15 protein-coding genes are annotated in these 20334 nt (G+C 70.4%); 12 read left to right on the plus strand and 3 right to left on the minus strand.

Annotated elements, in window-relative coordinates; translation table 11 throughout:
• Positions 1–37: 37 nt before the first annotated feature.
• A complete protein-coding gene (locus tag E0497_RS04755; RefSeq protein ID WP_241665731.1) occupies positions 38–1165 on the plus strand; it encodes a lipase family protein in 1128 nt (375 codons plus the stop codon).
• On the opposite strand, the gene fdhD is transcribed toward E0497_RS04755, so the two are convergent.
• Both fdhD and E0497_RS04765 read right to left on the minus strand, forming a co-directional pair.
• A complete protein-coding gene (fdhD, locus tag E0497_RS04760) occupies positions 1162–1986 on the minus strand; it encodes a formate dehydrogenase accessory sulfurtransferase FdhD (protein WP_137723639.1) in 825 nt (274 codons plus the stop codon). The two genes, E0497_RS04755 and fdhD, sit on opposite strands and share 4 nt — an antisense overlap.
• Positions 1987–4299, minus strand: a complete 2313-nt coding sequence (locus tag E0497_RS04765; protein WP_137723640.1) for an FdhF/YdeP family oxidoreductase — start codon at positions 4297–4299, stop codon at positions 1987–1989. It abuts the gene before it with no gap.
• Between the two features lie 73 nt (positions 4300–4372).
• Between E0497_RS04765 and E0497_RS04770 the strand changes: the two genes are divergently transcribed.
• The 11 genes from E0497_RS04770 to proB all read left to right on the plus strand — a co-directional run bounded on the left by E0497_RS04770 (position 4373) and on the right by proB (position 19400).
• Positions 4373–4990: a GNAT family N-acetyltransferase gene (locus E0497_RS04770; protein ID WP_137723641.1), complete on the plus strand. Its 618-nt coding sequence runs from the start codon at positions 4373–4375 to the stop codon at positions 4988–4990.
• Positions 4991–4997: 7 nt separating this feature from the next.
• A complete protein-coding gene (locus E0497_RS04775) occupies positions 4998–7043 on the plus strand; it encodes a S9 family peptidase (protein WP_137723642.1) in 2046 nt (681 codons plus the stop codon).
• Between the two features lie 180 nt (positions 7044–7223).
• Positions 7224–9878, plus strand: coding sequence for a valine--tRNA ligase (locus E0497_RS04780; protein WP_137723643.1), 2655 nt, complete (start codon positions 7224–7226; stop codon positions 9876–9878).
• Entirely contained in the window at positions 9875–11305 is a 1431-nt protein-coding gene (gene folC / locus E0497_RS04785; RefSeq protein ID WP_137723644.1) for a bifunctional tetrahydrofolate synthase/dihydrofolate synthase, read from the plus strand. Before E0497_RS04780 ends, folC begins: the two co-directional genes overlap by 4 nt.
• Complete coding sequence (locus E0497_RS04790; protein WP_421958304.1) at positions 11302–11730, plus strand: DUF4233 domain-containing protein; 429 nt, start codon at positions 11302–11304, stop codon at positions 11728–11730. Before folC ends, E0497_RS04790 begins: the two co-directional genes overlap by 4 nt.
• Positions 11731–11748: 18 nt before the next feature.
• Positions 11749–12168 carry a nucleoside-diphosphate kinase gene (gene ndk / locus E0497_RS04795; protein WP_137723645.1) on the plus strand — a complete coding sequence of 140 codons (420 nt, stop codon included), beginning with the start codon at positions 11749–11751 and terminating at the stop codon, positions 12166–12168.
• A 455-nt stretch (positions 12169–12623) separates the two neighbouring features.
• Positions 12624–15785, plus strand: coding sequence for a translation initiation factor IF-2 N-terminal domain-containing protein (locus E0497_RS04800; protein ID WP_137723646.1), 3162 nt, complete (start codon positions 12624–12626; stop codon positions 15783–15785).
• A gap of 267 nt (positions 15786–16052) precedes the next feature.
• Positions 16053–16364, plus strand: a complete 312-nt coding sequence (rplU, locus tag E0497_RS04805; protein ID WP_137723647.1) for a 50S ribosomal protein L21 — start codon at positions 16053–16055, stop codon at positions 16362–16364.
• Positions 16365–16429: 65 nt separating this feature from the next.
• Positions 16430–16693, plus strand: a complete 264-nt coding sequence (rpmA, locus tag E0497_RS04810) for a 50S ribosomal protein L27 (RefSeq protein ID WP_137723648.1) — start codon at positions 16430–16432, stop codon at positions 16691–16693.
• 149 nt (positions 16694–16842) lie between these two features.
• On the plus strand, positions 16843–18303 hold the full coding sequence (gene obgE, locus E0497_RS04815) for a GTPase ObgE (RefSeq protein WP_137723649.1): 1461 nt from the start codon (positions 16843–16845) through the stop codon (positions 18301–18303).
• Positions 18300–19400, plus strand: coding sequence for a glutamate 5-kinase (gene proB, locus E0497_RS04820; protein ID WP_137723650.1), 1101 nt, complete (start codon positions 18300–18302; stop codon positions 19398–19400). Before obgE ends, proB begins: the two co-directional genes overlap by 4 nt.
• Before the next feature lie 35 nt (positions 19401–19435).
• On the opposite strand, the gene E0497_RS04825 is transcribed toward proB, so the two are convergent.
• Positions 19436–20245, minus strand: coding sequence for an NAD-dependent protein deacetylase (locus E0497_RS04825; RefSeq protein ID WP_137723844.1), 810 nt, complete (start codon positions 20243–20245; stop codon positions 19436–19438).
• Between the last annotated feature and the right edge of the window lie 89 nt (positions 20246–20334).

Here is a 20334-nt window from a genome sequence, read left to right on the forward strand (position 1 = left end):
CGGTGTCCTCACCGCCGTCGCGGCCACGACCGTCGCGCTGGTGGCCTCGGGCTGCAGCAGCGGCCCGTCGGACAAGGCCGAGACCGCCGCGCTGGAGCCGGGGCAGCTGCTCTCGGTCCAGGAGTTGCGCGGCACCCCGGTGCTGCCCAGCGCCGGCCGCAACGAACTGATCACGTACGCGTCGCAGAACGCACAGGGTGACCCGGTCGTCGTCTCGGGCACGGTGTCGATCCCGTCCGGTGACGCCCCCGAGGGCGGCTTCCCGGTGATCAGCTGGGCACACGGCACCACCGGTGTCTCCGACATCTGCGCGCCGTCCGCCGACACGATCGACGGCTTCGCGCACGACTACCTGGCCGGCGTCGACCGGACACTCGACAAGTACATCGCCGACGGCTACGTCGTGGTGCGGACCGACTACGTCGGCATGGGCACCCCCGGCGGGCACCCGTACATGGACGGCGGCACCGAGGCCAACGCGGTCGTCGACATCGTCCGCGCGAGCCGCGCCCTCGACGACTCGGTCGGCACCCAGTGGTACGCGATGGGCCACAGCCAGGGCGGGCACGCCGCCGTGTTCACCGCGGCGCAGGGCCCGGACCGGGCACCGGAACTCGACCTGCGCGGCGCGATCGCGATCGCACCGGGCAACGACATCAGCACGACCCCGCAGTACCTGTCCGCCGGCACCCCGGAGGTGGCGCCCGCACTGGCGTTCCTGCCGCTGATCCTGCTCGGCGCCGAGGCCGCGGACCCGTCGATCGTCGCCGACGACTACGTCACCCCCGAGGCGCAGGTGCTGCTCACCGCGGCCCGCACCAGCTGCGTCGGGCAGATCCGCGACGTCATCGGGCAGGTGCCGCCGGACAAGGCGTTCGCGCCGGGCGTCGACCTCGGCAAGCTCACCGAGTACCTGCAGGCGCAGGCCCCCGGCCGGCTCACCCCGACCGTCCCGACGCTGGTGCTGCAGGGGACCAGCGATCTGCTGGTCACCGAGGCGATGAGCAGTTCGCTCGTGGAGAGCCTGTGCAGCAACGGCGGCGAGGTCGCGTACAAGACGTACGAGGGCGCCGACCATCGACAGGCGATCCCCGCGTCGTACGACGATGCGTCGCAGTTCATGTCGGCCCTCGCCAAGGGTGATAAGCCGGCCGGCACCTGCTAGAGGAGGATGCGTTGCTCGCCGGAATAGACGTTCATCGTCTCCCCGCGCAGGAACCCGGCGAGCGTCATCCCGCGGTCGCGGGCCAGATCGACGGCCAGTGACGACGGCGCCGACACCGCCCCGAGAACCGGAACCCCCGCGACCGCGGCCTTCTGGGCCAGTTCGAACGACGCGCGCCCGCTCACCACGAGGACCGCGTCGAGCAGGGGGATCCGGTTCTCGGTGAGCGCCCACCCGAGCACCTTGTCGACGGCGTTGTGCCGGCCGACGTCCTCCCGCGCCGCGAGCAGGGTGCCGTCGGCGGTGAACAGTCCGGCCGCGTGCAGGCCGCCGGTGGCGTCGAACACCCGCTGGTGGCGGCGCAGGACCTCCGGCAGCGCCGACAGGGTCGCGGCCGGAATCTCGAAGGTGCTGTCGGACAGGTCGAATCGGCTGCGGACCGCGACCTCGTCGAGCGACGCCTTGCCGCACACCCCGCACGCCGACGTCGTGAGGAACGCCCGCCGGCCCCGCTCGCCGGGATCGGGGACGCCCGCCGCGAGCGCCACGTCGAGCACGTTGTAGGTGTTGGCGCCGTCGGCGTCGACCCCGTCGCAGTACCGCACCACCGCGACATCCGACGCCGCCTCGACGATGCCCTCGGTGAGCAGGAACCCGTGTACGAGTTCGACGTCGTGGCCGGGGGTGCGCATCGTGACCGTCAGGGCACGGCCACCGAGCCGGATCTCGAGTGGCTCCTCGACGGCCAGCGCGTCCGGGCGGCGGCGGACACCGTCGGCGGTGATGCGCAGGACGGGCCGGCGGGCGGTGACCCGTCCCATCTACTGCGTCCCGACCGGCTCGAGCCGGACGACGATCGCCTTCGACACCGGCGTGTTCGACGTGGCGGCAACATGATCGAGCGGCACCAGCGGATTGGTCTCCGGATAGTAGGCGGCGGCGTTGCCGCGCGGCGTGCTGTATTCGACGATGCGGAACCCGTGGACGCGGCGCTCCTCGACCCGGCCGTCGGCGGTGGTCCACTCGGAGACGACGTCGACGGTCTGCCCGTCGCGCAGACCGAGGTCGGTGATGTCGGCGGCGCTGACGAACACCACCCTCCGGCCGTTCTTCACGCCACGGTAGCGGTCGTCGAGACCGTAGATGGTGGTGTTGTACTGGTCGTGGCTGCGCAGGGTCTGCAGGATCAGCCGCCCGGCCGGGGTGGGTACCCATTCGAGTGGGCTGACCGCGAAGTTGGCCTTGCCGGTGCGGGTGGGGAACTCGCGGGAATCGCGCGGCGGATGCGGCAACTGGAAGCCGTCGGGCCGGCGGACCCGGGCGTTGTAGTCCGCGCAGCCGGGCACCACCCGCGAGATCGAATCCCGGATCAGGTCGTAGTCGGATTCGAACCGCCGCCACGGCACCGGGTGATCGGCGCCGAGCAACTCCCGCGCCAACTGGCACACGATGGCGACCTCGCTGCGCAACTGCTCGCTCACCGGATGCAGACGCCCCCGCGACAGGTGCACCATCGACATCGAATCCTCCACCGACACCGCCTGCTTCCCGGTGTCCTGGATGTCGAGGTCGGTGCGGCCGAGGGTCGGCAGGATCAGCGCGGTGCGCCCGTGCACGACGTGGCTGCGGTTGAGTTTCGTCGACACCTGCACCGTCAGGTCGCAGCGGCGCAGCGCCTCCTCGGTGGCGGCGGTGTCGGGGGTGGCGGAAGCGAAGTTGCCGCCCATCGCCACGAACACCCGGGCGCGGCCGTCGCGCATCGCCCGGATCGCGTCGACCGTGTCGAAGCCGTGGCTGCGGGGGCTGGTGATACCGAACTCGGTGTCGAGGGCGGCGAGGAACTCCTCGGGCATCTGCTCCCAGATGCCCATCGTGCGGTCGCCCTGCACGTTGGAATGCCCGCGCACCGGGCACACCCCGGCGCCGGCCTTGCCGATCATGCCGCGCGCCAGCAGCACGTTCACCGCCTCCGCGATGGTGGCGACGGCATGCCGGTGCTGCGTCAGGCCCATCGCCCAGCACACGACGGTGCGTTCGGATGCGACCAGCGCGGCGGCCGTCTCCTCGAGCTGACGCCGGGTCAGGCCGGTCGCCTCGGCGACGGTGGCGAGGTCGACGGCCCGCACGTGCGCGGCCCACGCGTCGAACCCGGCGCAGTGCGCGTCGACGAACGCCCGGTCGACCACCGAGCCGGGTGCGCGGTCCTCGGCCTCGAGCAGCAGCCGTCCCAGCCCCTGGAACAGGGCCATGTCGCCGCCGAGACGGATCTGCAGGAACTCGTCGGCGATCGGGACGCCGCGGCCGACCACGCCGTTCACCTTCTGCGGATCCTTGAACCGCAGCAGCCCGGCCTCGGGCAGCGGGTTGATCGCGATGATCTTCGCCCCGTTCGCCTTCGCCTTCTCCAGCGTCGACAGCATCCGCGGATGGTTGGTGCCCGGATTCTGGCCGGCGACGAGAATGAGGTCGGCCTGCTCGAGGTCGGGGACCGTCACAGATCCTTTGCCGATCCCGATCGACTCGGTCAGGGCACTGCCCGACGACTCGTGGCACATGTTGGAACAGTCCGGCAGATTGTTGGTGCCGAAACTGCGGATCATCGTCTGGTACACGAACGCGGCCTCGTTGCTGGTGCGGCCGGACGTGTAGAACACCGCCTCGTCAGGGCTGTCGAGGCCACGCAACTGCCCGGCGATCAGCCGGTACGCGTCGTCCCAGCCGATCGGCTCGTACCGGTCGCCCCCGGGCCGCAGCACCATCGGATGCGTGATCCGGCCCTGCTGCCCCAGCCAGTAGTCGGTGCGCTCGGCCAACTCCGCGATCGGGTGCGCTGCGAAGAACTCCGGTGTCACCGTCCGCAGCGTCGCCTCCTCGGCGACGGCCTTCGCGCCGTTCTCGCAGAACTCGGCCGGTTTACGGTGGCCCGGTGTCTCCGGCCACGCACAGCCGGGACAGTCGAAGCCGTGCCGCTGGTTGAGTCGGGTCAGGGTGCGGGCGGTCCGCGCGACCCCCATCTGCTCGACCGCCCGCTGCATCGACACCAGCACCGCCGGCACCCCGGCCGCGTAGTCCTTCGCATGCCCGACGACCAGGTCGTTCTCGTCGATGTCGTCCCGGGGTCCCTGACGCGTCATGGACCCATAGTGGCCCCGATCGGGTCCGGATGCACGGGCGACGGATTCCCGGACCCGCCGGTAGGCTTCCGGCATGTCTGTGCGTCCCGTGACCCGATCCGACATCCGTGCCGTCTCGGTGGCGCTCGCGGACGCGTTCGACGACGACCCCGTCATGTGTTGGATCCTGCCGGACCCGCAGCGCCGGCCGTCGGGGATGGCCCGGCTGTTCGGCGCCGAGATCCGCTACCACCATCTCGCGGGCGGGGGCGCCGAACTCGCGCACGCCGACGACGGCACGATCGTCGGCGGCGCACTGTGGGATCCGCCGGGACGGTGGAAGCAGTCCCCGTGGACGTCGCTGCTGAGCCTGCCGACGGTCGCGCTCGCCCTCGGCCGGCAACTGCAGGTCGGTGCCGAGGTCGGGAACACGCTGGACGCGGCGCACCCCGCCGAACCGCACTGGTATCTCGCGACGATCGGCACGTCGACGGCCGGTCGCGGCGGCGGCCACGGCAAGACGCTCCTGAACTCGCGACTGTCCCGCTGCGACGCCGCCGGACTGCCCGCCTATCTCGAATCGAGCAAGGAGGCGAACATTCCGTACTACGAACGCTTCGGTTTCGAGGTGAGCGGCGAGATCGTCCTCCCGGACGGCGGCCCCACGTTGTGGCAGATGTGGCGTCGCCCGCGTGGTACCGAGCAGCGGTGACCCGGACATGACCCCCGACCCGTCCTCGTCGATCGTCCCGTCCACCCCCTTCCGGGACCTGGACGACTACCTCGCGTTGCCGCGCACGTCCGGGCTCGAACTGTCCCCGGACGGCACGCGACTCGTCGTCGCCCGGTCGGTACTCGACGAGTCGGCCACCAAATACGTGTCCGCGCTGTGGGAGATCGACCCGACGGGCGAGCAGTCGTCGCGGCGGCTCACGTGGGGTGCTGCGGGCGAGTCCGGGCCCGTGTTCACCCACGACGGGGATCTGCTGTTCCTCGCGTCGCGTCCCGGCCCCGACGACGCCGACGACGCCCCGGCCGCCCTGTGGCGGCTGCCCAGTGGCGGTGGTGAGGCGCGGCGCGTCGGCACGCGCGGCGGCGGCGTCACCGGTGTCCGGGCCGCCCGTTCCGCCGCCCGGGCGGTCGTGAGCAGCGGCATGCTCGGCGCCACCGTCGCCGACGACGACCGGATCCGCGGCGACCGCAAGGACAAGAAGGTCACCGCGGTCCTGCACACCGGGTACCCGGTCCGGTACTGGGACCACGACCTCGGACCGGAGGTTCCGCACCTGCTGGCCGGCCGCACCGACGGCGACGCCGGGACGGACGTCGACTTCGACGACCTGACGCCCGCACCGGGAGTGGCGCTGCGGGACGCCGACTACGACCTGTCCGCCGACGGCGGCCTCGTGGTGAGCACGTGGACGGTGCCGGGCGCGCTCGGTCACCGCCGCACGATCCTGGTGCGCATCGACACGACGACGGGGGAGCGGACCGTCCTCGTCGACGACGACGCCGCGGACCTCGGCCGTCCGGCGATCGCACCCGACGGAAGCAGTGTCGCCTACCTGAGGGAGGCGTACGGCGACGCCGAGACCGCGCCGCGAATCACGCTGCACCGCTACATCTTCGATACCGGCACCGTCGAGGATCTCGCGACCGACTGGGACCGGTGGCCCACCTCGGTCGCCTGGCTCCCGGACGGTGGACTGTTGCTCACCGCCGACGACCACGGACGCGGCCCGATCTTCGTGCTCCGCGACGGACTGCCCGTTCCGCTCACCGTCGACGCCGCCGCCTACACCGATCTGCGGCCCGCCCCGGACGGCTCCGCGGTGTACGCGCTGCGGGCGTCGTACACGGCCCCGCCGCACCCGGTGCGGATCGCGCTGACCGGCGACGACGCCGGCACGGCCACCGCGCTGCGCGGCCCGGACGAGAACCCGCCGCTGCCCGGACCGCTCACCGAGATCGTCGGGCAGGGACTCGACGGCACCCCGCTGCGCGGCTGGCTGGCGCTGCCCGGGACGGCGTCCGCCGACACCCCGGCGCCGCTGCTGCTGTGGATCCACGGCGGACCGCTGAACTCGTGGAACACGTGGTCGTGGCGCTGGAATCCGTGGCTGCTCGTCGCCCAGGGGTACGCGGTGCTGCTGCCCGACCCCGCCCTGTCCACCGGTTACGGGCAGGACTTCGTGCAGCGCGGCTGGGGGCAGTGGGGGAAGGCGCCGTACACCGACCTCATGGCGATCACCGACGCCGCTGTCGCACTGCCGGAGGTCGACGCCGCCCGCACCGCCGCGATGGGCGGCTCGTTCGGCGGCTACATGGCCAACTGGATCGCCGGCCACACCGACCGCTTCGACGCCATCGTCACCCACGCCGGCCTGTGGGCGCTCGACCAGTTCGCGCCCACCACCGACGCCGCCTGGTACTGGCAGCGCGAGATGACCCCCGAGATGGCGTTCGAGAACTCACCGCACCTGTTCGTCGCCGACATCGTCACCCCCGTGCTGGTGATCCACGGCGACAAGGACTACCGCGTCCCCGTCGGTGAAGGCCTGCGCCTCTGGTACGAACTGCTGTCCGAATCCGGGCTGCCCGCCGACACCGACGGTGCCACCGACCACCGCTTCCTCTACTTCCCGACCGAGAACCACTGGATCCTCGCCCCCCAGCACACCAAGGTCTGGTATCAGGTGGTCGAATCGTTCCTCGCCGAGCACGTCCTCGGGGAAACGGTGCCGGTGCCCGACGTCCTCGGCTGAGACGTCCCACCCCCGCGTTTCGCGCACTTGATGTCGTCCGGCCGCGGCCGCTGATCGCGATAAGTGCGGAAAACGCGGAGAAGGGGCCCGAAACTGCGCGGCAAGTGCGCGAAACGCGGGGGATCGGGGCCGCCGTGAGCCGGGTCCGGGGGATTCGCGACCACTGATTACGATTGGGGGGTGACCAGTGCGCCAGAGACTCCCCAGAACCCCGCAGACGCCCTCCCGAAGAGCTGGGATCCCAGCACGGTAGAGGCCGACTTGTATCAGGGCTGGGTGGATGCCGGTTACTTCACCGCGGACCCGTCGACCGACAAGCCCGGTTTCTCGATCGTGCTGCCGCCGCCGAACGTGACCGGCTCCCTGCACATGGGGCACGCCCTCGACCACACGCTGATGGACGCGCTGACCCGCCGCAAGCGGATGCAGGGTTTCGAGGTGCTGTGGCTGCCGGGCATGGACCATGCCGGTATCGCGACGCAGACCATCGTCGAGAAGCAGCTCGCGGCGGACGGCAAGAAGAAGGAAGACCTCGGCCGGGACGCGTTCATCGAGCGCGTGTGGAGCTGGAAGCGCGAGTCCGGCGGCACCATCGCGGGCCAGATGCGCCGCATCGGTGACGGCGTCGACTGGTCCCGGGACCGGTTCACGATGGACGAGGGCCTCTCGCGCGCCGTCCAGACCATCTTCAAGCGCCTGTACGACGAGGGCCTGATCTACCGGGCCGAGCGCCTGGTCAACTGGTCGCCGGTGCTGCAGACCGCGATCTCCGACATCGAGGTCAAGTTCGAGGAGGTCGAGGGCGAGCTCGTGTCGCTGCGCTACGGCTCCCTCGACGACGCCGAGCCGCACGTGATCGTCGCGACCACGCGTGTCGAGACGATGCTCGGTGACACCGCCGTCGCCGTCCACCCCGACGACGAGCGGTACCGGCATCTCGTCGGTACGACGCTCGAGCATCCGTTCACCGGCCGGCAGATCCCGATCATCGCCGACGAGTACGTCGACCCCGCGTTCGGCACCGGCGCCGTGAAGATCACCCCGGCGCACGACCCCAACGACTTCGAGATGGGTGTGCGGCACAACCTGCCGATGCCCACGATCATGGACAAGACCGGCCGGATCGCCGACACCGGAACGCAGTTCGACGGCATGGACCGGTTCGAGGCCCGCGTCAAGGTGCGTGAGGCGCTCGCCGAGCAGGGTCGCGTCGTCGCCGAGAAGCGTCCGTACATCCACAGCGTCGGGCATTCGGAGCGTTCCGGCGAGACCATCGAGCCGCGGCTGTCGATGCAGTGGTGGGTCAAGGTCGACGCGCTCGCCGAGACCGCCGGTGACGCGGTCCGGGACGGCGACACCGTCATCCACCCGGCCAGCCAGGAGCCGCGCTGGTTCTCGTGGGTCGACAACATGCACGACTGGTGCATCTCCCGGCAGCTGTGGTGGGGCCACCGCATCCCGATCTGGTACGGCCCCGACGGCGAGGTGGCCTGCTTCGGCCCCGACGAGACCGCACCCGCGGGCTGGGAGCAGGACCCCGACGTCCTCGACACCTGGTTCTCGTCGGCGCTGTGGCCGTTCTCCACGATGGGCTGGCCCGACAAGACCCCCGAACTCGAGAAGTTCTATCCGACGAGCGTCCTGGTCACCGGCTACGACATCCTGTTCTTCTGGGTGGCGCGGATGATGATGTTCGGCACCTACGTCGCGGGCGATCAGGGCCTCGGCAAGGTGCCGTTCACCGACCTGTTCCTGCACGGCCTGGTCCGCGACCAGTACGGCAAGAAGATGTCGAAGTCCCGCGGCAACGGCATCGACCCGCTCGACTGGGTCGACCGGTTCGGTGCGGACGCGCTGCGCTTCACCCTGGCCCGCGGCGCCAACCCGGGCAGCGACCTCGCGGTCGGCGAGGACCACGCGCAGTCGTCCCGCAACTTCGCGAACAAGCTGTTCAACGCTACCAAGTTCGCGCTCATGAACGGTGCCGTCGTCGCCGACCTGCCGGCGCGCGAGCAGCTCACCGACGCCGACCGCTGGATCCTCGACCGGCTCGAGCAGGTCCGCGGCGAGGTCGACGAGGCCCTCGACAGGTTCGAGTTCTCCAAGGCGTGCGAGGCGCTCTACCACTTCGCGTGGGACGAGGTCTGCGACTGGTACCTCGAGCTCGCCAAGGTGCAACTGGTGGACGGAAGCGCCCACGTCGACAGCACGAAGGCCGTCCTCGGCAACGTCCTCGACACGCTGCTGCGGATGCTGCACCCGGTGATCCCGTTCGTCACCGAGACGCTGTGGAAGGTCCTCACCGGCGGCGAGTCCCTCGTGGTCGCGGACTGGCCGGCCGCGTCCGGTGTCGACACGGACGCCGATGCGGCCCGTCGCATCGAGGACATGCAGAAGCTCATCACCGAGGTGCGCCGCTTCCGTAGCGACCAGGGCCTCAAGCCGTCGCAGAAGGTGGCCGCGCGTCTCACCGGCGGCGCCGACGCCGACATCGAGGGCCAGCTCGCTGCGGTGTCCGCGCTCGCCAAGCTCACCGATCCCGCCGACGGGTTCGCCGCGACCGCGTCCGTCGAGGTGCGGCTGAGCAAGGCCACCGTCACCGTCGAACTCGACACGTCCGGCACCGTCGATCTCGGCGCCGAGAAGAAGCGTCTCGAGAAAGATCTCGCGGTCGCCGAGAAGGAACTCGCCGGCACCACCGCGAAGCTCGGGAACGAGGCGTTCCTCGCGAAGGCCCCCGATGCGGTCGTCGACAAGATCCGCACCCGGCAGCAGGTCGCGCAGGAGGAGATCGCCCGGATGAGTGCACGTCTGAAGGAGTTGGCCGGAGCGTGAGCACCGAACGCCCGGGGGACCCGACCGCGGTCGACCTGGCCGAACTCGCCCTCGTCGAGGCGGAGCTGGATCAGCGCTGGCCCGAGACGAAGATCGAGCCGTCGCTGACCCGGATCGCCGCGCTGATGGACCTGCTCGGGTCCCCGCAGCGCAACTATCCGGCCATCCACGTCGCCGGCACCAACGGCAAGACGTCGGTGACGCGGATGATCGACGCGCTGCTCACCGCGCTGCACCGGCGGACGGGCCGCACCACGAGCCCGCACCTGCAGTTGGCGACCGAGCGGATCTCCGTCGACGGCACACCCATCGGCATCCGCACCTACATCGACACGTACCGCGAGATCGAGCCGTACATCCGGATGGTCGACGCGCAGTCGCAGGCCGCCGGCGGTCCCGCGATGAGCAAGTTCGAGGTGACCACCGCGATGGCGTACGCCGCGTTCGCGGAGGCCCCCGTCGACGTCGCGGTCATCGAGACCGGGATGGGTGGCACGTGGGACGCCACCAACGTGATCGGTGCGCAGGTCGCGGTGATCACCCCGATCGGGCTCGACCACGTCGACTACCTGGGCCCCGACCTCGCGTCGATCGCGGGGGAGAAGGCCGGGATCATCCACAGGGGCCGCGACAGCGAGGTCGAGGGCATGCCCGGTGTCGACACGGTCGCGATCATCGCCGAACAGGAACCCGAGGCGATGGACGTGCTGTTGCGCCGTGCCGTCGAGGCCGATGCGGCCGTCGCCCGGGCGGGATCCGAGTTCCGGGTGCTGCGCCGACAGATCGCCATCGGCGGCCAGCAACTCGAACTGCAGGGCCTCGGCGGCGTCTACGACGACATCTTCCTGCCGCTGCACGGCGAGCACCAGGCGCGCAACGCGTCGCTGGCGCTCGCCGCGGTGGAGGCGTTCTTCGGGGCCGGCCCGGACCGGCAACTCGATGTCGACGCCGTCCGCGCCGGTTTCGCGTCGGTGGTCAATCCGGGACGCCTCGAGCGGGTCCGCAGCGCGCCGACGGTGTTCCTCGACGCCGCCCACAACCCGCACGGCGCGAAGGCGCTCGCCGCGGCACTGTCCGCGGAGTTCGACTTCCGTAAGCTCGTCGGTGTCGTCTCCGTCATGGGCGACAAGGACGTCGACGGCATCCTCGACGCCCTCGAACCGGTCTTCGACGAACTCGTCGTCACCCACAACGGGTCGTCGCGCGCGATGGGAGTCGACGAACTCGCCGACCGCGCCGTCGCCCGGTTCGGGGACGAACGCGTCGTCGTGGCCCCCACCCTGGCCGACGCCCTCGAGACGGCGATCGGACTCGCCGAGGAAGTCGCCGAACCCGGCGAGGCCGTGTCCGGCGCGGGTGTCGTCGTCACCGGTTCGGTCGTGACCGCGGGTCTGGCCCGCTCCCTGTTCGGAAAGGACCCCGCGTGAGCGAGACCCCCGAGAATCCCGACACCCCCCGGAACCCGGAGACCGGGTTCCGGCCGCCGGCCACCGACCCGTGGAAGGGTTTCCGCGGCGTCATGGCGGGCACCCTCGTCCTCGAGGCGATCGTCGTGCTGCTGGCGCTGCCGGTGGTCGCGGTCATCAACTCGACCGGCCTGACCTGGTTCTCCGGCACCTACATCTGTGTGCTGGCGCTGCTGATGATCCTCGGCGCCGGTATGCAGGGGCGTCCGTGGGCGATGACGTTCAACCTGGCCCTGCAGGTGCTGACGATCCTCGGTTTCTTCATCGACACCGCGCTCGGGGTGATCGGTCTGCTGTTCGGTGCCGTGTGGCTGTACATCCTGTACCTGCGCAAGGACATCACCCAGCGGATCGAACGGGGTCTGCTGCCCGGACAACGAGACTGACCGTCTAGGCTGCTGTCCGTGACTGAGCGCACCCTGGTACTGATCAAGCCCGACGGCGTGGCCCGCGGCTACGTCGGAGAGATCCTCTCCCGCATCGAACGCAAGGGCCTGTCCATCGCGGCGATGGAGTTGCGGACCGCGTCGACGGATGTCGCCGCGACGCACTACGCGGAACACGAAGGCAAGCCGTTCTACCCGGGACTGCTCGACTTCATCACGTCCGGCCCGCTGGTCGCCGCGGTGCTGGAAGGTCCGCGTGCGATCGCCGCGTTCCGCCAGCTCGCCGGTGGCACGGACCCCGTCGAGAAGGCGGTGCCCGGCACGATCCGCGCCGACCTGGCGTTGGACGGCAGCCAGAATCTCGTGCACGGATCCGACTCGACCGAGTCCGCCGAGCGTGAGATCGCACTCTGGTTTCCGCAGCTCGCACAGGGCTGAACCGCGTTCCCTGAAAGACGCTCCCGGGCAGCACTGCCCGGGAGCGTCTTTTCGTTCGTCCATCCATCGGTGCGCCGCTGGGCGGACACATGACATACGTGTGGGATACTCGAGGAGGTCGGACCGCAATTGTGCTCCACGCGGATCCGATCGGATGACACCACGATGCGAAGCCCGTCATCGCGGTCCGCCGGATCGGGTAACCCCTGCTCAGGGCGGCACGCTGGATGATCAGGCGCTCGCGCCGTGAACGATCAGGCGCTCGCGCCGTGGATCGCCGCCATCCAGCCAGGCACCGCGCGATTTCGCAGTGAGTAACGGACACTGCGGGACACGTGGAGCGAGACCATACAATCTCGTACCCCCGGTGCGAGTACACAACCATCGCCCCCGCGCGGCCGCGTCACATCCGATCGACAGACGGGTGGACGCGCCCGGGGGCTCGAGGAGAATACGTGGCCGATCAAGCGCCGCCCGAGAACGTGCAGAACCCGACCGCGGAAGCGTCGGCCGACACCGGGACCACCCCGGTACTGCCCGAGAAGATTCGTGTCCACGCGCTGGCGAAGATGCTCGGCGTGACCAGCAAGCAGGTCCTCGCCGAGGCCGCTTCGCTGGGCACCGAGCTGCGCAGTGCGCAGTCCAGCCTGCAGCGAGAGATCGCCGAGCGCATCCACGCGAGCATGTCCGCGCCCGCCGAGCCTGCGCCGGAGGCACCGAAGGTATCGGAGCAACCGGAACCGCAGGCCGTGGAAGCAACCCCGGAACCGGCTCCGGAACCGGCCGCGGAGGCAGCCGAGAAGCCGGCGCCGCGCAAGCGCGTCCGCAAGAAGGCCGCCCCCAAGGCGAAGGCCCCGGCCGCTCCGGAAACCGAGACCGCACCCGCAACCGAGGTGGCGGCCACCCCGGAGGCTCCGGCCGAGTCCGGTGGCCTGTTCACCGACGCGGACCTCACCAGCCACGAGCCGCAGGCCCAGCCGGCCACCCCGTCCGTGCAGGTGCCGTTGTTCCTGCAGCCGGAGACCACGGAGGAGACGCCGGCCGCCGAGGCCGCGCCGCGCCGTCGTCGTAGCCGCCGCGGTGCGGCTGCCCCCGCCGTGAGCGAGGAGCAGCAGACCGAGACGGCCACCGAGACGGTCACCGCCGAGACGGAGCCGGCCGCCGCCGAACAGGCCGAGTCGGCCGATGTCGCCGAGCAGGCCACCGACACCGACACCGACACCGACGGCGGCGATCAGCAGCGTCGTCGTCGCCGCGGCCGTCGTGGCCGGGGCCGTGGCCGGGGCGAGCAGGCCGGCGAGACCGACGAGACCGACGAGACTGCGACCGACGAGACCGTCGAACCCGGCGCGATCGCGGAGACCGGCGACACTGCCGAGACCGGCGAGACCGGCGACGGTGAAGCCGTGGAGACCACGGAGGCCGCTGAAGCCGCCGACACCGAGGACGAGGGGGACGGTTCGAGCCGTCGCCGTCGTCGCCGTCGTCGCCGCAAGGGCAGCGCCGAATCCTCCGACACCGTCGAGGACGACGGTGTCGCGACCGTCGTGCACGAGCGTGAACCGCGGAACAAGGCCCGCGCAGCCAAGGACAAGGACGAGGTCCAGGGCATCAGCGGGTCCACCCGTCTCGAGGCCAAGCGTCAGCGTCGCCGTGACGGTCGCGACGCGGGTCGTCGTCGTCCGCCGATCCTGAGCGAGTCGGAGTTCCTGGCCCGCCGCGAATCGGTGGATCGCGTCATGGTGGTCCGGGAGAAGACCGGCGGCAGCAACCCGGCCGCGTCGACGCAGGTCGCGGTCCTCGAGGACGGTGTCCTCGTCGAACATTTCGTGACCGGATCGTCGTCCTCGTCGATGGTCGGCAACGTCTACCTGGGCCGCGTGCAGAACGTGCTGCCCAGCATGGAGGCCGCGTTCATCGACATCGGCCGCGGACGCAACGGCGTCCTGTACGCCGGTGAGGTCAACTGGGAGGCTGCCGGTCTCGGCGGTCGGGAACGCAAGATCGAGCAGGCCCTCAAGCCGGGTGACCAGGTCGTCGTGCAGGTCAGCAAGGATCCGGTCGGGCACAAGGGTGCCCGCCTGACCACGCAGATCAGCCTGGCCGGACGTTTCCTGGTGTACGTGCCCGGCGGCACGTCCACCGGTATCAGCCGCAAGCTGCCGGACACCGAGCGCAAGCGTCTCAAGGAGATCCTGCGGGAGATCGTCCCGGCCGACGCCGGTGTGATCATCCGGACCGCGTCCGAGGGCGTCAGCGAGGACGAGTTGTCGCGGGACGTCACCCGGCTGCAGTCGCAGTGGGCGACGATCCAGGAGCAGGCCGACAAGGCGCAGGCAGCCAAGTCCGGCACCACGCAGGCGCTGTACGAGGAACCGGATCTGCTGGTCAAGGTGGTCCGCGACCTGTTCAACGAGGACTTCTCGAAGCTCGTCATCGAGGGCGAGAAGGCGTGGAGCACCGTCGAGGGCTACATCAAGGCGGTCGCCCCGGACCTGCTGCCGCGCGTCGAACGCCACGATCCGGCACCGGGCACCCCGGACGTGTTCGAGACGTACCGGATCGACGAACAGCTCGCGAAGGCACTCGACCGCAAGGTGTGGCTGCCGTCCGGCGGCACGCTGGTGATCGACCGCACCGAGGCCATGACCGTCGTCGACGTCAACACCGGCAAGTTCACCGGTGCCGGCGGCAACCTCGAGGAGACGGTCACCCGGAACAACCTGGAGGCGGCCGAAGAGATCGTCCGGCAGATGCGTCTGCGGGACATCGGCGGCATGATCGTCGTCGACTTCATCGACATGGTCCTCGAGTCGAACCGGGATCTGGTGCTGCGGCGGCTCACCGAGTCCCTCGGCCGGGACCGCACCCGCCACCAGGTGTCCGAGGTGACGTCGCTGGGCCTGGTCCAGATGACACGCAAGAAGCTCGGCACCGGGCTGGTCGAGGCGTTCTCCACCACGTGCGAGCACTGCCACGGCCGCGGCATCGTCGTCCAGACCGAGCCGATCGAGGTGAAGTCGGGCGACGACGGGCGCGGCCAGGCGAAGGAGTCCGGTGGACGCCGCAAGCGCGGCCGCGACCGGGCTGCCGCGGCAGCACCGGCGGAGACGCCGGTCGAGCCGCATTCGCATCCGACGGAGGAGGAGGCGTCGGCCGACGCCACCGTCAAGCGCTCTCATCCGGTGGTGCTCGCGATGGCCGCGCATCACGCGGACGAGCACGGGGAGCCGGGCGAACCCGCGGAGACGGCCGCGGTGGCACCGGAACCGGTGGTCGCCGAGCCGGCACCCGCGGAGGTCGAATCCGACGCGCAGCCGGCCCCTCGGGCGCGGCGGCGCAGCCGTCGGGTGTCGCGTGCCGCGGCGGCGCCGGCCGGGGAGAGCACCGACACGGGCACCGTGTTCGTGATCCCGACGCCGGAACCGGCACCGGCAGCCCCGGAACAGGAACCGGCCACGGTACCGGCACCGGCGGCTGTGGAGGCCCCGGAACCGGCACCGGCGACCGGTCCGGCCACGGCGGCGGGTGACGGGGAATCGGCGGCACCGCGCCGGAGTCGACGCCGTCGTGCGGCCGCACGTCCTGCCGGTCCGCCGGTGGACGCCGACTCCTGAGAACATCGCGGTGGTGTGTCGTCCCGTGCCCGGCAGGGGACGACACACCACCGCTGCGGGACCGGGCTTCACCCCGGTTTGACCCTGGCGGTCCGCGTCCCGTAATCTTGACCGGTCGCTACCCGGCGATACCGCTCTGCTGCGCCCGATCTAGGGCTTATCACGGGCGCGCAAGGGGTAGTCGCCACACCAGACCAGTCGCGCAGCATCGAAAGCCTTCACGGCAGCGGCGCGAGCACGTTCGAAGTAGCAAGGGGTAGCCGTCCGATGGCAACGTACGCGATCGTCAAGACCGGCGGAAAGCAGTACAAGGTCGCTGTTGGTGACCTCGTCAAGGTCGAGAAGATCGAGGGTGAGCCCGGCGCCGCTGTCTCGCTTGCCCCGGTCCTCGTGGTCGATGGTTCCGAGCTCACCACCGACGCCGACAAGCTGGCGAAGATCTCCGTGACCGCCGAGGTTGTCGAGCACACCAAGGGCCCGAAGATCCGGATCCACAAGTTCAAGAACAAGACCGGCTACCACAAGCGTCAGGGCCACCGTCAGAAGCTGACGGTCGTCAAGGTCACCGGCATCAACTAACCACACAGGGGTTCCGGCCCCCGTGTACCGCGAACTCGTGGATTCCTGAACCTGGAGGGTAAGTCATGGCACATAAGAAGGGTGCATCAAGCTCCCGTAACGGTCGCGATTCGAACGCACAGCGGCTCGGCGTCAAGCGTTTCGGCGGCCAGGCCGTCAGCGCCGGCGAGATCCTGGTGCGTCAGCGTGGCACCCACTTCCACCCCGGCGTCAACGTCGGTCGTGGCGGTGACGACACCCTGTTCGCTCTCGCTGCGGGCGCCGTCGAGTTCGGCACCAAGCGTGGACGCAAGACCGTGAACATCGTTCCGGCCGCGGCACAGGCCTAGTCTGCTGCCGACTACGGTTCGCGCTCGCATCGGCTTTCGCTGACGGGCACGATTCCGTTCCGATCTCCCAGTAGGGGCGGGCCAGGGTCTCACAACCCTTGCCCGCCCCTATTGTTGTTTCATCCTCCTTAAGGAAGGGTCCGGAACTCATGTCCCGATTCATCGACCGCGTGGTGCTGCACATCGGTGCCGGTAAGGGCGGCAACGGTTGTGCCTCCGTCCACCGCGAGAAGTTCAAGCCGCTCGGTGGTCCGGACGGAGGCAACGGCGGCCGGGGCGGGGACGTCGTGCTCGAGGTCGACCGGAACGTCCACACGCTCCTCGACTTCCACTTCCATCCGCGGGCCAAGGCCACCAGCGGTACGCAGGGGATGGGCGGTAACCGGGAGGGTGCCAACGGCACCGATCTGATCCTCCGGGTGCCCGACGGCACCGTCGTCCTGGACAAGCGGGGCAACGTCCTCGTCGATCTCGTCGGGATCGGCACCCAGTTCGTCGCGGCGCGTGGCGGCCGCGGCGGCCTCGGGAACGCGTCGCTGGCGTCGAAGGCACGCAAGGCCCCCGGGTTCGCGCTGCTCGGTGAGGAGGGCGAGGAACTCGACGTCGTCCTCGAACTCAAGTCGGTGGCCGACGTGGGCCTGGTCGGTTTCCCGTCCGCGGGCAAGTCGTCGCTGGTGTCGGTGCTGTCGGCGGCGAAGCCGAAGATCGGCGACTACCCGTTCACCACACTGCAGCCCAACCTCGGTGTGGTGTCGAGCGGCGACACGACGTTCACGGTCGCCGACGTGCCGGGACTCATCCCCGGCGCCAGCCAGGGCCGCGGTCTCGGACTGGACTTCCTGCGGCACCTCGAGCGGTGCGCGGTGCTCGCACACGTCGTGGACTGCGCCACCCTCGAACCGGGACGCGACCCGATCTCCGACGTCGACGCCCTCGAGGCGGAACTGGCGGCGTACCAGCCGGCCCTCAAGGGGGATGCGAGCCTCGGTGACCTCGCGGACCGGCCCCGGATCGTGATCCTCAACAAGGCCGACGTGCCCGAGGCCGCGGAACTGGCCGAGATGGTCACCGCCGACTTCCAGGAGCGTGGCTGGCCCGTGTTCACGATCTCCGCGGTGAGCCGGGACGGTTTGCGGCCGTTGACCTTCGCGCTCGCCGAGATGGTCGCCGCCTACCGTGAGGCCCATCCGCCGGCGGAGCCGAAGCGTCAGGTGATCCGTCCGATCGCGGTCAAGGAGACCGGATTCGACGTCATCGCCGACCCGGACACGCCCGGTGGTTTCATCGTGCGCGGTGTGCAGCCCGAGCGGTGGGTGCGGCAGACCGCGTTCGACAACGACGAGGCCGTCGGCTATCTCGCGGACCGGCTCGCCCGACTCGGCGTGGAGAACGAACTCGTCAAGCAGGGCGCCGAGCCCGGTGCGTTCGTCACGATCGGTGACGTCGGATTCGAGTGGGAGCCGCAGACCGCGGCCGGCGTCGACATCGTCCGCACCGGCCGTGGCACCGACGCTCGTCTCGACCAGGACGACCGGATCGGCGCCTCCGAGCGCAAGCATGCCCGGCGGATCCGGCGCGGACTCGACAGCGAGGACCCCGAGAACAAGTGAGCGACACCAGAGCCGCCGTCGCGTCGGCGCGCAGCATCGTCGTCAAGATCGGATCATCGGCTCTCACGAGTCTCGTCGGGGGACTCGACGTCGGACGGTTGAACCTGCTCGCGGATGCGCTCGAGGCGCGGATGCGGGCCGGTTCGGACGTCGTCGTCGTCTCGTCCGGCGCGGTGGGGGCAGGCCTCGCACCGCTCGGATTGACCCGTCGCCCACAGGATCTCGCGACCAAGCAGGCGGCCGCGAGCGTCGGCCAGTTGGCGTTGGCGCACGCGTGGGGGACGTCGTTCGCCCGCTACGGTCGCACCGTCGGGCAGGTGCTGCTCACCGCCGACGACATCGCCCGCCGCACCCAGCACCGCAACGCGCAACGCACCCTCGACCGGCTGCGGGCACTGCACGCCGTCGCGATCGTCAACGAGAACGACACCGTCGCCACCACCGAACTGCGGTTCGGTGACAACGACCGGCTCGCCGCACTCGTCGCGCACCTGGTGGGTGCCGATGCGCTGGTGCTGCTGTCGGACGTCGACGGACTGTACGACGGTGACCCGCGCAAGGGTGCGGCCAACCTCATTCCCGAGGTCAACAGTCCCGAGGACCTCGACGGTGTCGTCGCCGGATCCGGTGGGGCACTCGGCACCGGTGGGATGGCGTCGAAGCTGTCCGCGGCCCGGCTCGCCGCCGACTCGGGGGTGCCGGTGTTGCTCACCGCCGCATCCGATGCGGCGACCGCGCTGACGACGGCCGACTCCGGCACGGTGTTCGCGGCCCGCCCGCACCGGATGTCGGCCCGCAAGTTCTGGGTGCGGCACGCCGCCGACGCCCAGGGCGCGATCCACCTCGACGCGGGTGCGGTGCGGGCCGTCGTGGAGCGGCGACGGTCGCTGCTGCCGGCCGGGGTCACCGCGGTGACCGGACGGTTCCACGGCGGCGACGTCGTCGCGCTCGTCGGACCCGACGAGGTCCCGGTGGCGCGCGGCGTGGTGGCCTACGACTCGTCGGAGATCGAGGACATGCTCGGTCATTCGACCGTCGAACTACCTGAGGACATGCACCGTCCCGTCGTGCACGCGGACGACCTGGTGGCGCTGTAGGCGCTTCGCGCTGTGCGCCTTTTTGGTAGTGGGAGCTACCAGAAAGGCGCACAAGCACCGAAGGTGCCCAGTACCTCGGAACAGCCCAGTTCGAGCTTGAGCGAGGCGAATTCGTCGCCGCGGGTGGCTCCCCGGTTGACGATGACGATCGGCTTGCCGTCGCGGGCGGCGCGGCGGACGAACCGTAGTCCGGACATCACCGTCAGCGACGAGCCGACCACGAGCAGTGCCTCGGCGGCGTCGACCATCGTGAATGCCTCCGCGACACGCGGTTTCGGGACGGACTCGCCGAAGTAGACGATGTCGGGTTTGAGCATGCCGCCGCAGCGGTCGCAGTCGACGACCCGGAAATGGTCGGTGGACTCGATGACGGCGTCGGCGTCGGGGGCGATCTCCACGCCGGTCGATGCGGCGACGGTGTCGGCGAAACCGGGGTTGGCGGCGTCGAGACGGTCGGCGAGGGTCATCCGGGAGATCCGGTGGTCGCAGTCCAGGCAGCGGACCTGCGCGTAGCTTCCGTGCAGGTCGATGACGCGTCGGCTGCCGGCCTTGGTGTGCAGCAGGTCGACGTTCTGGGTGATGACGCCGTCGACGGCGCCGGCCCGTTCGAGTCGGGCGAGCGCCCGGTGTCCGGCGTTGGGGCGGGCGGCGTCCATGAACCGCCAGCCCAGGTGGTTGCGGGCCCAGTAGTGCCGGCGGAACGCGGCGTCGCCGACGAACTGCTGGTAGGTCATCGGGTTCCTGGGTGGTGAGTCGGGGCCGCGGTAGTCGGGGATCCCCGAATCGGTGGAGACACCCGCCCCGGTCAGGACACACATGCGGCGTCCACCGAGCAGGCCGAGCATCTCGTCGATCACGGCTTCCAGGGTAGGCGTACCGCGATATCCCCGAAAACGGTCACCGGCGGCGGGTCGGCTCTCTATCGTGAGCGAGC

The sequence above is a fragment of the Prescottella subtropica genome (genome assembly GCF_005434945.1).
Classification (GTDB): domain Bacteria; phylum Actinomycetota; class Actinomycetes; order Mycobacteriales; family Mycobacteriaceae; genus Prescottella; species Prescottella subtropica.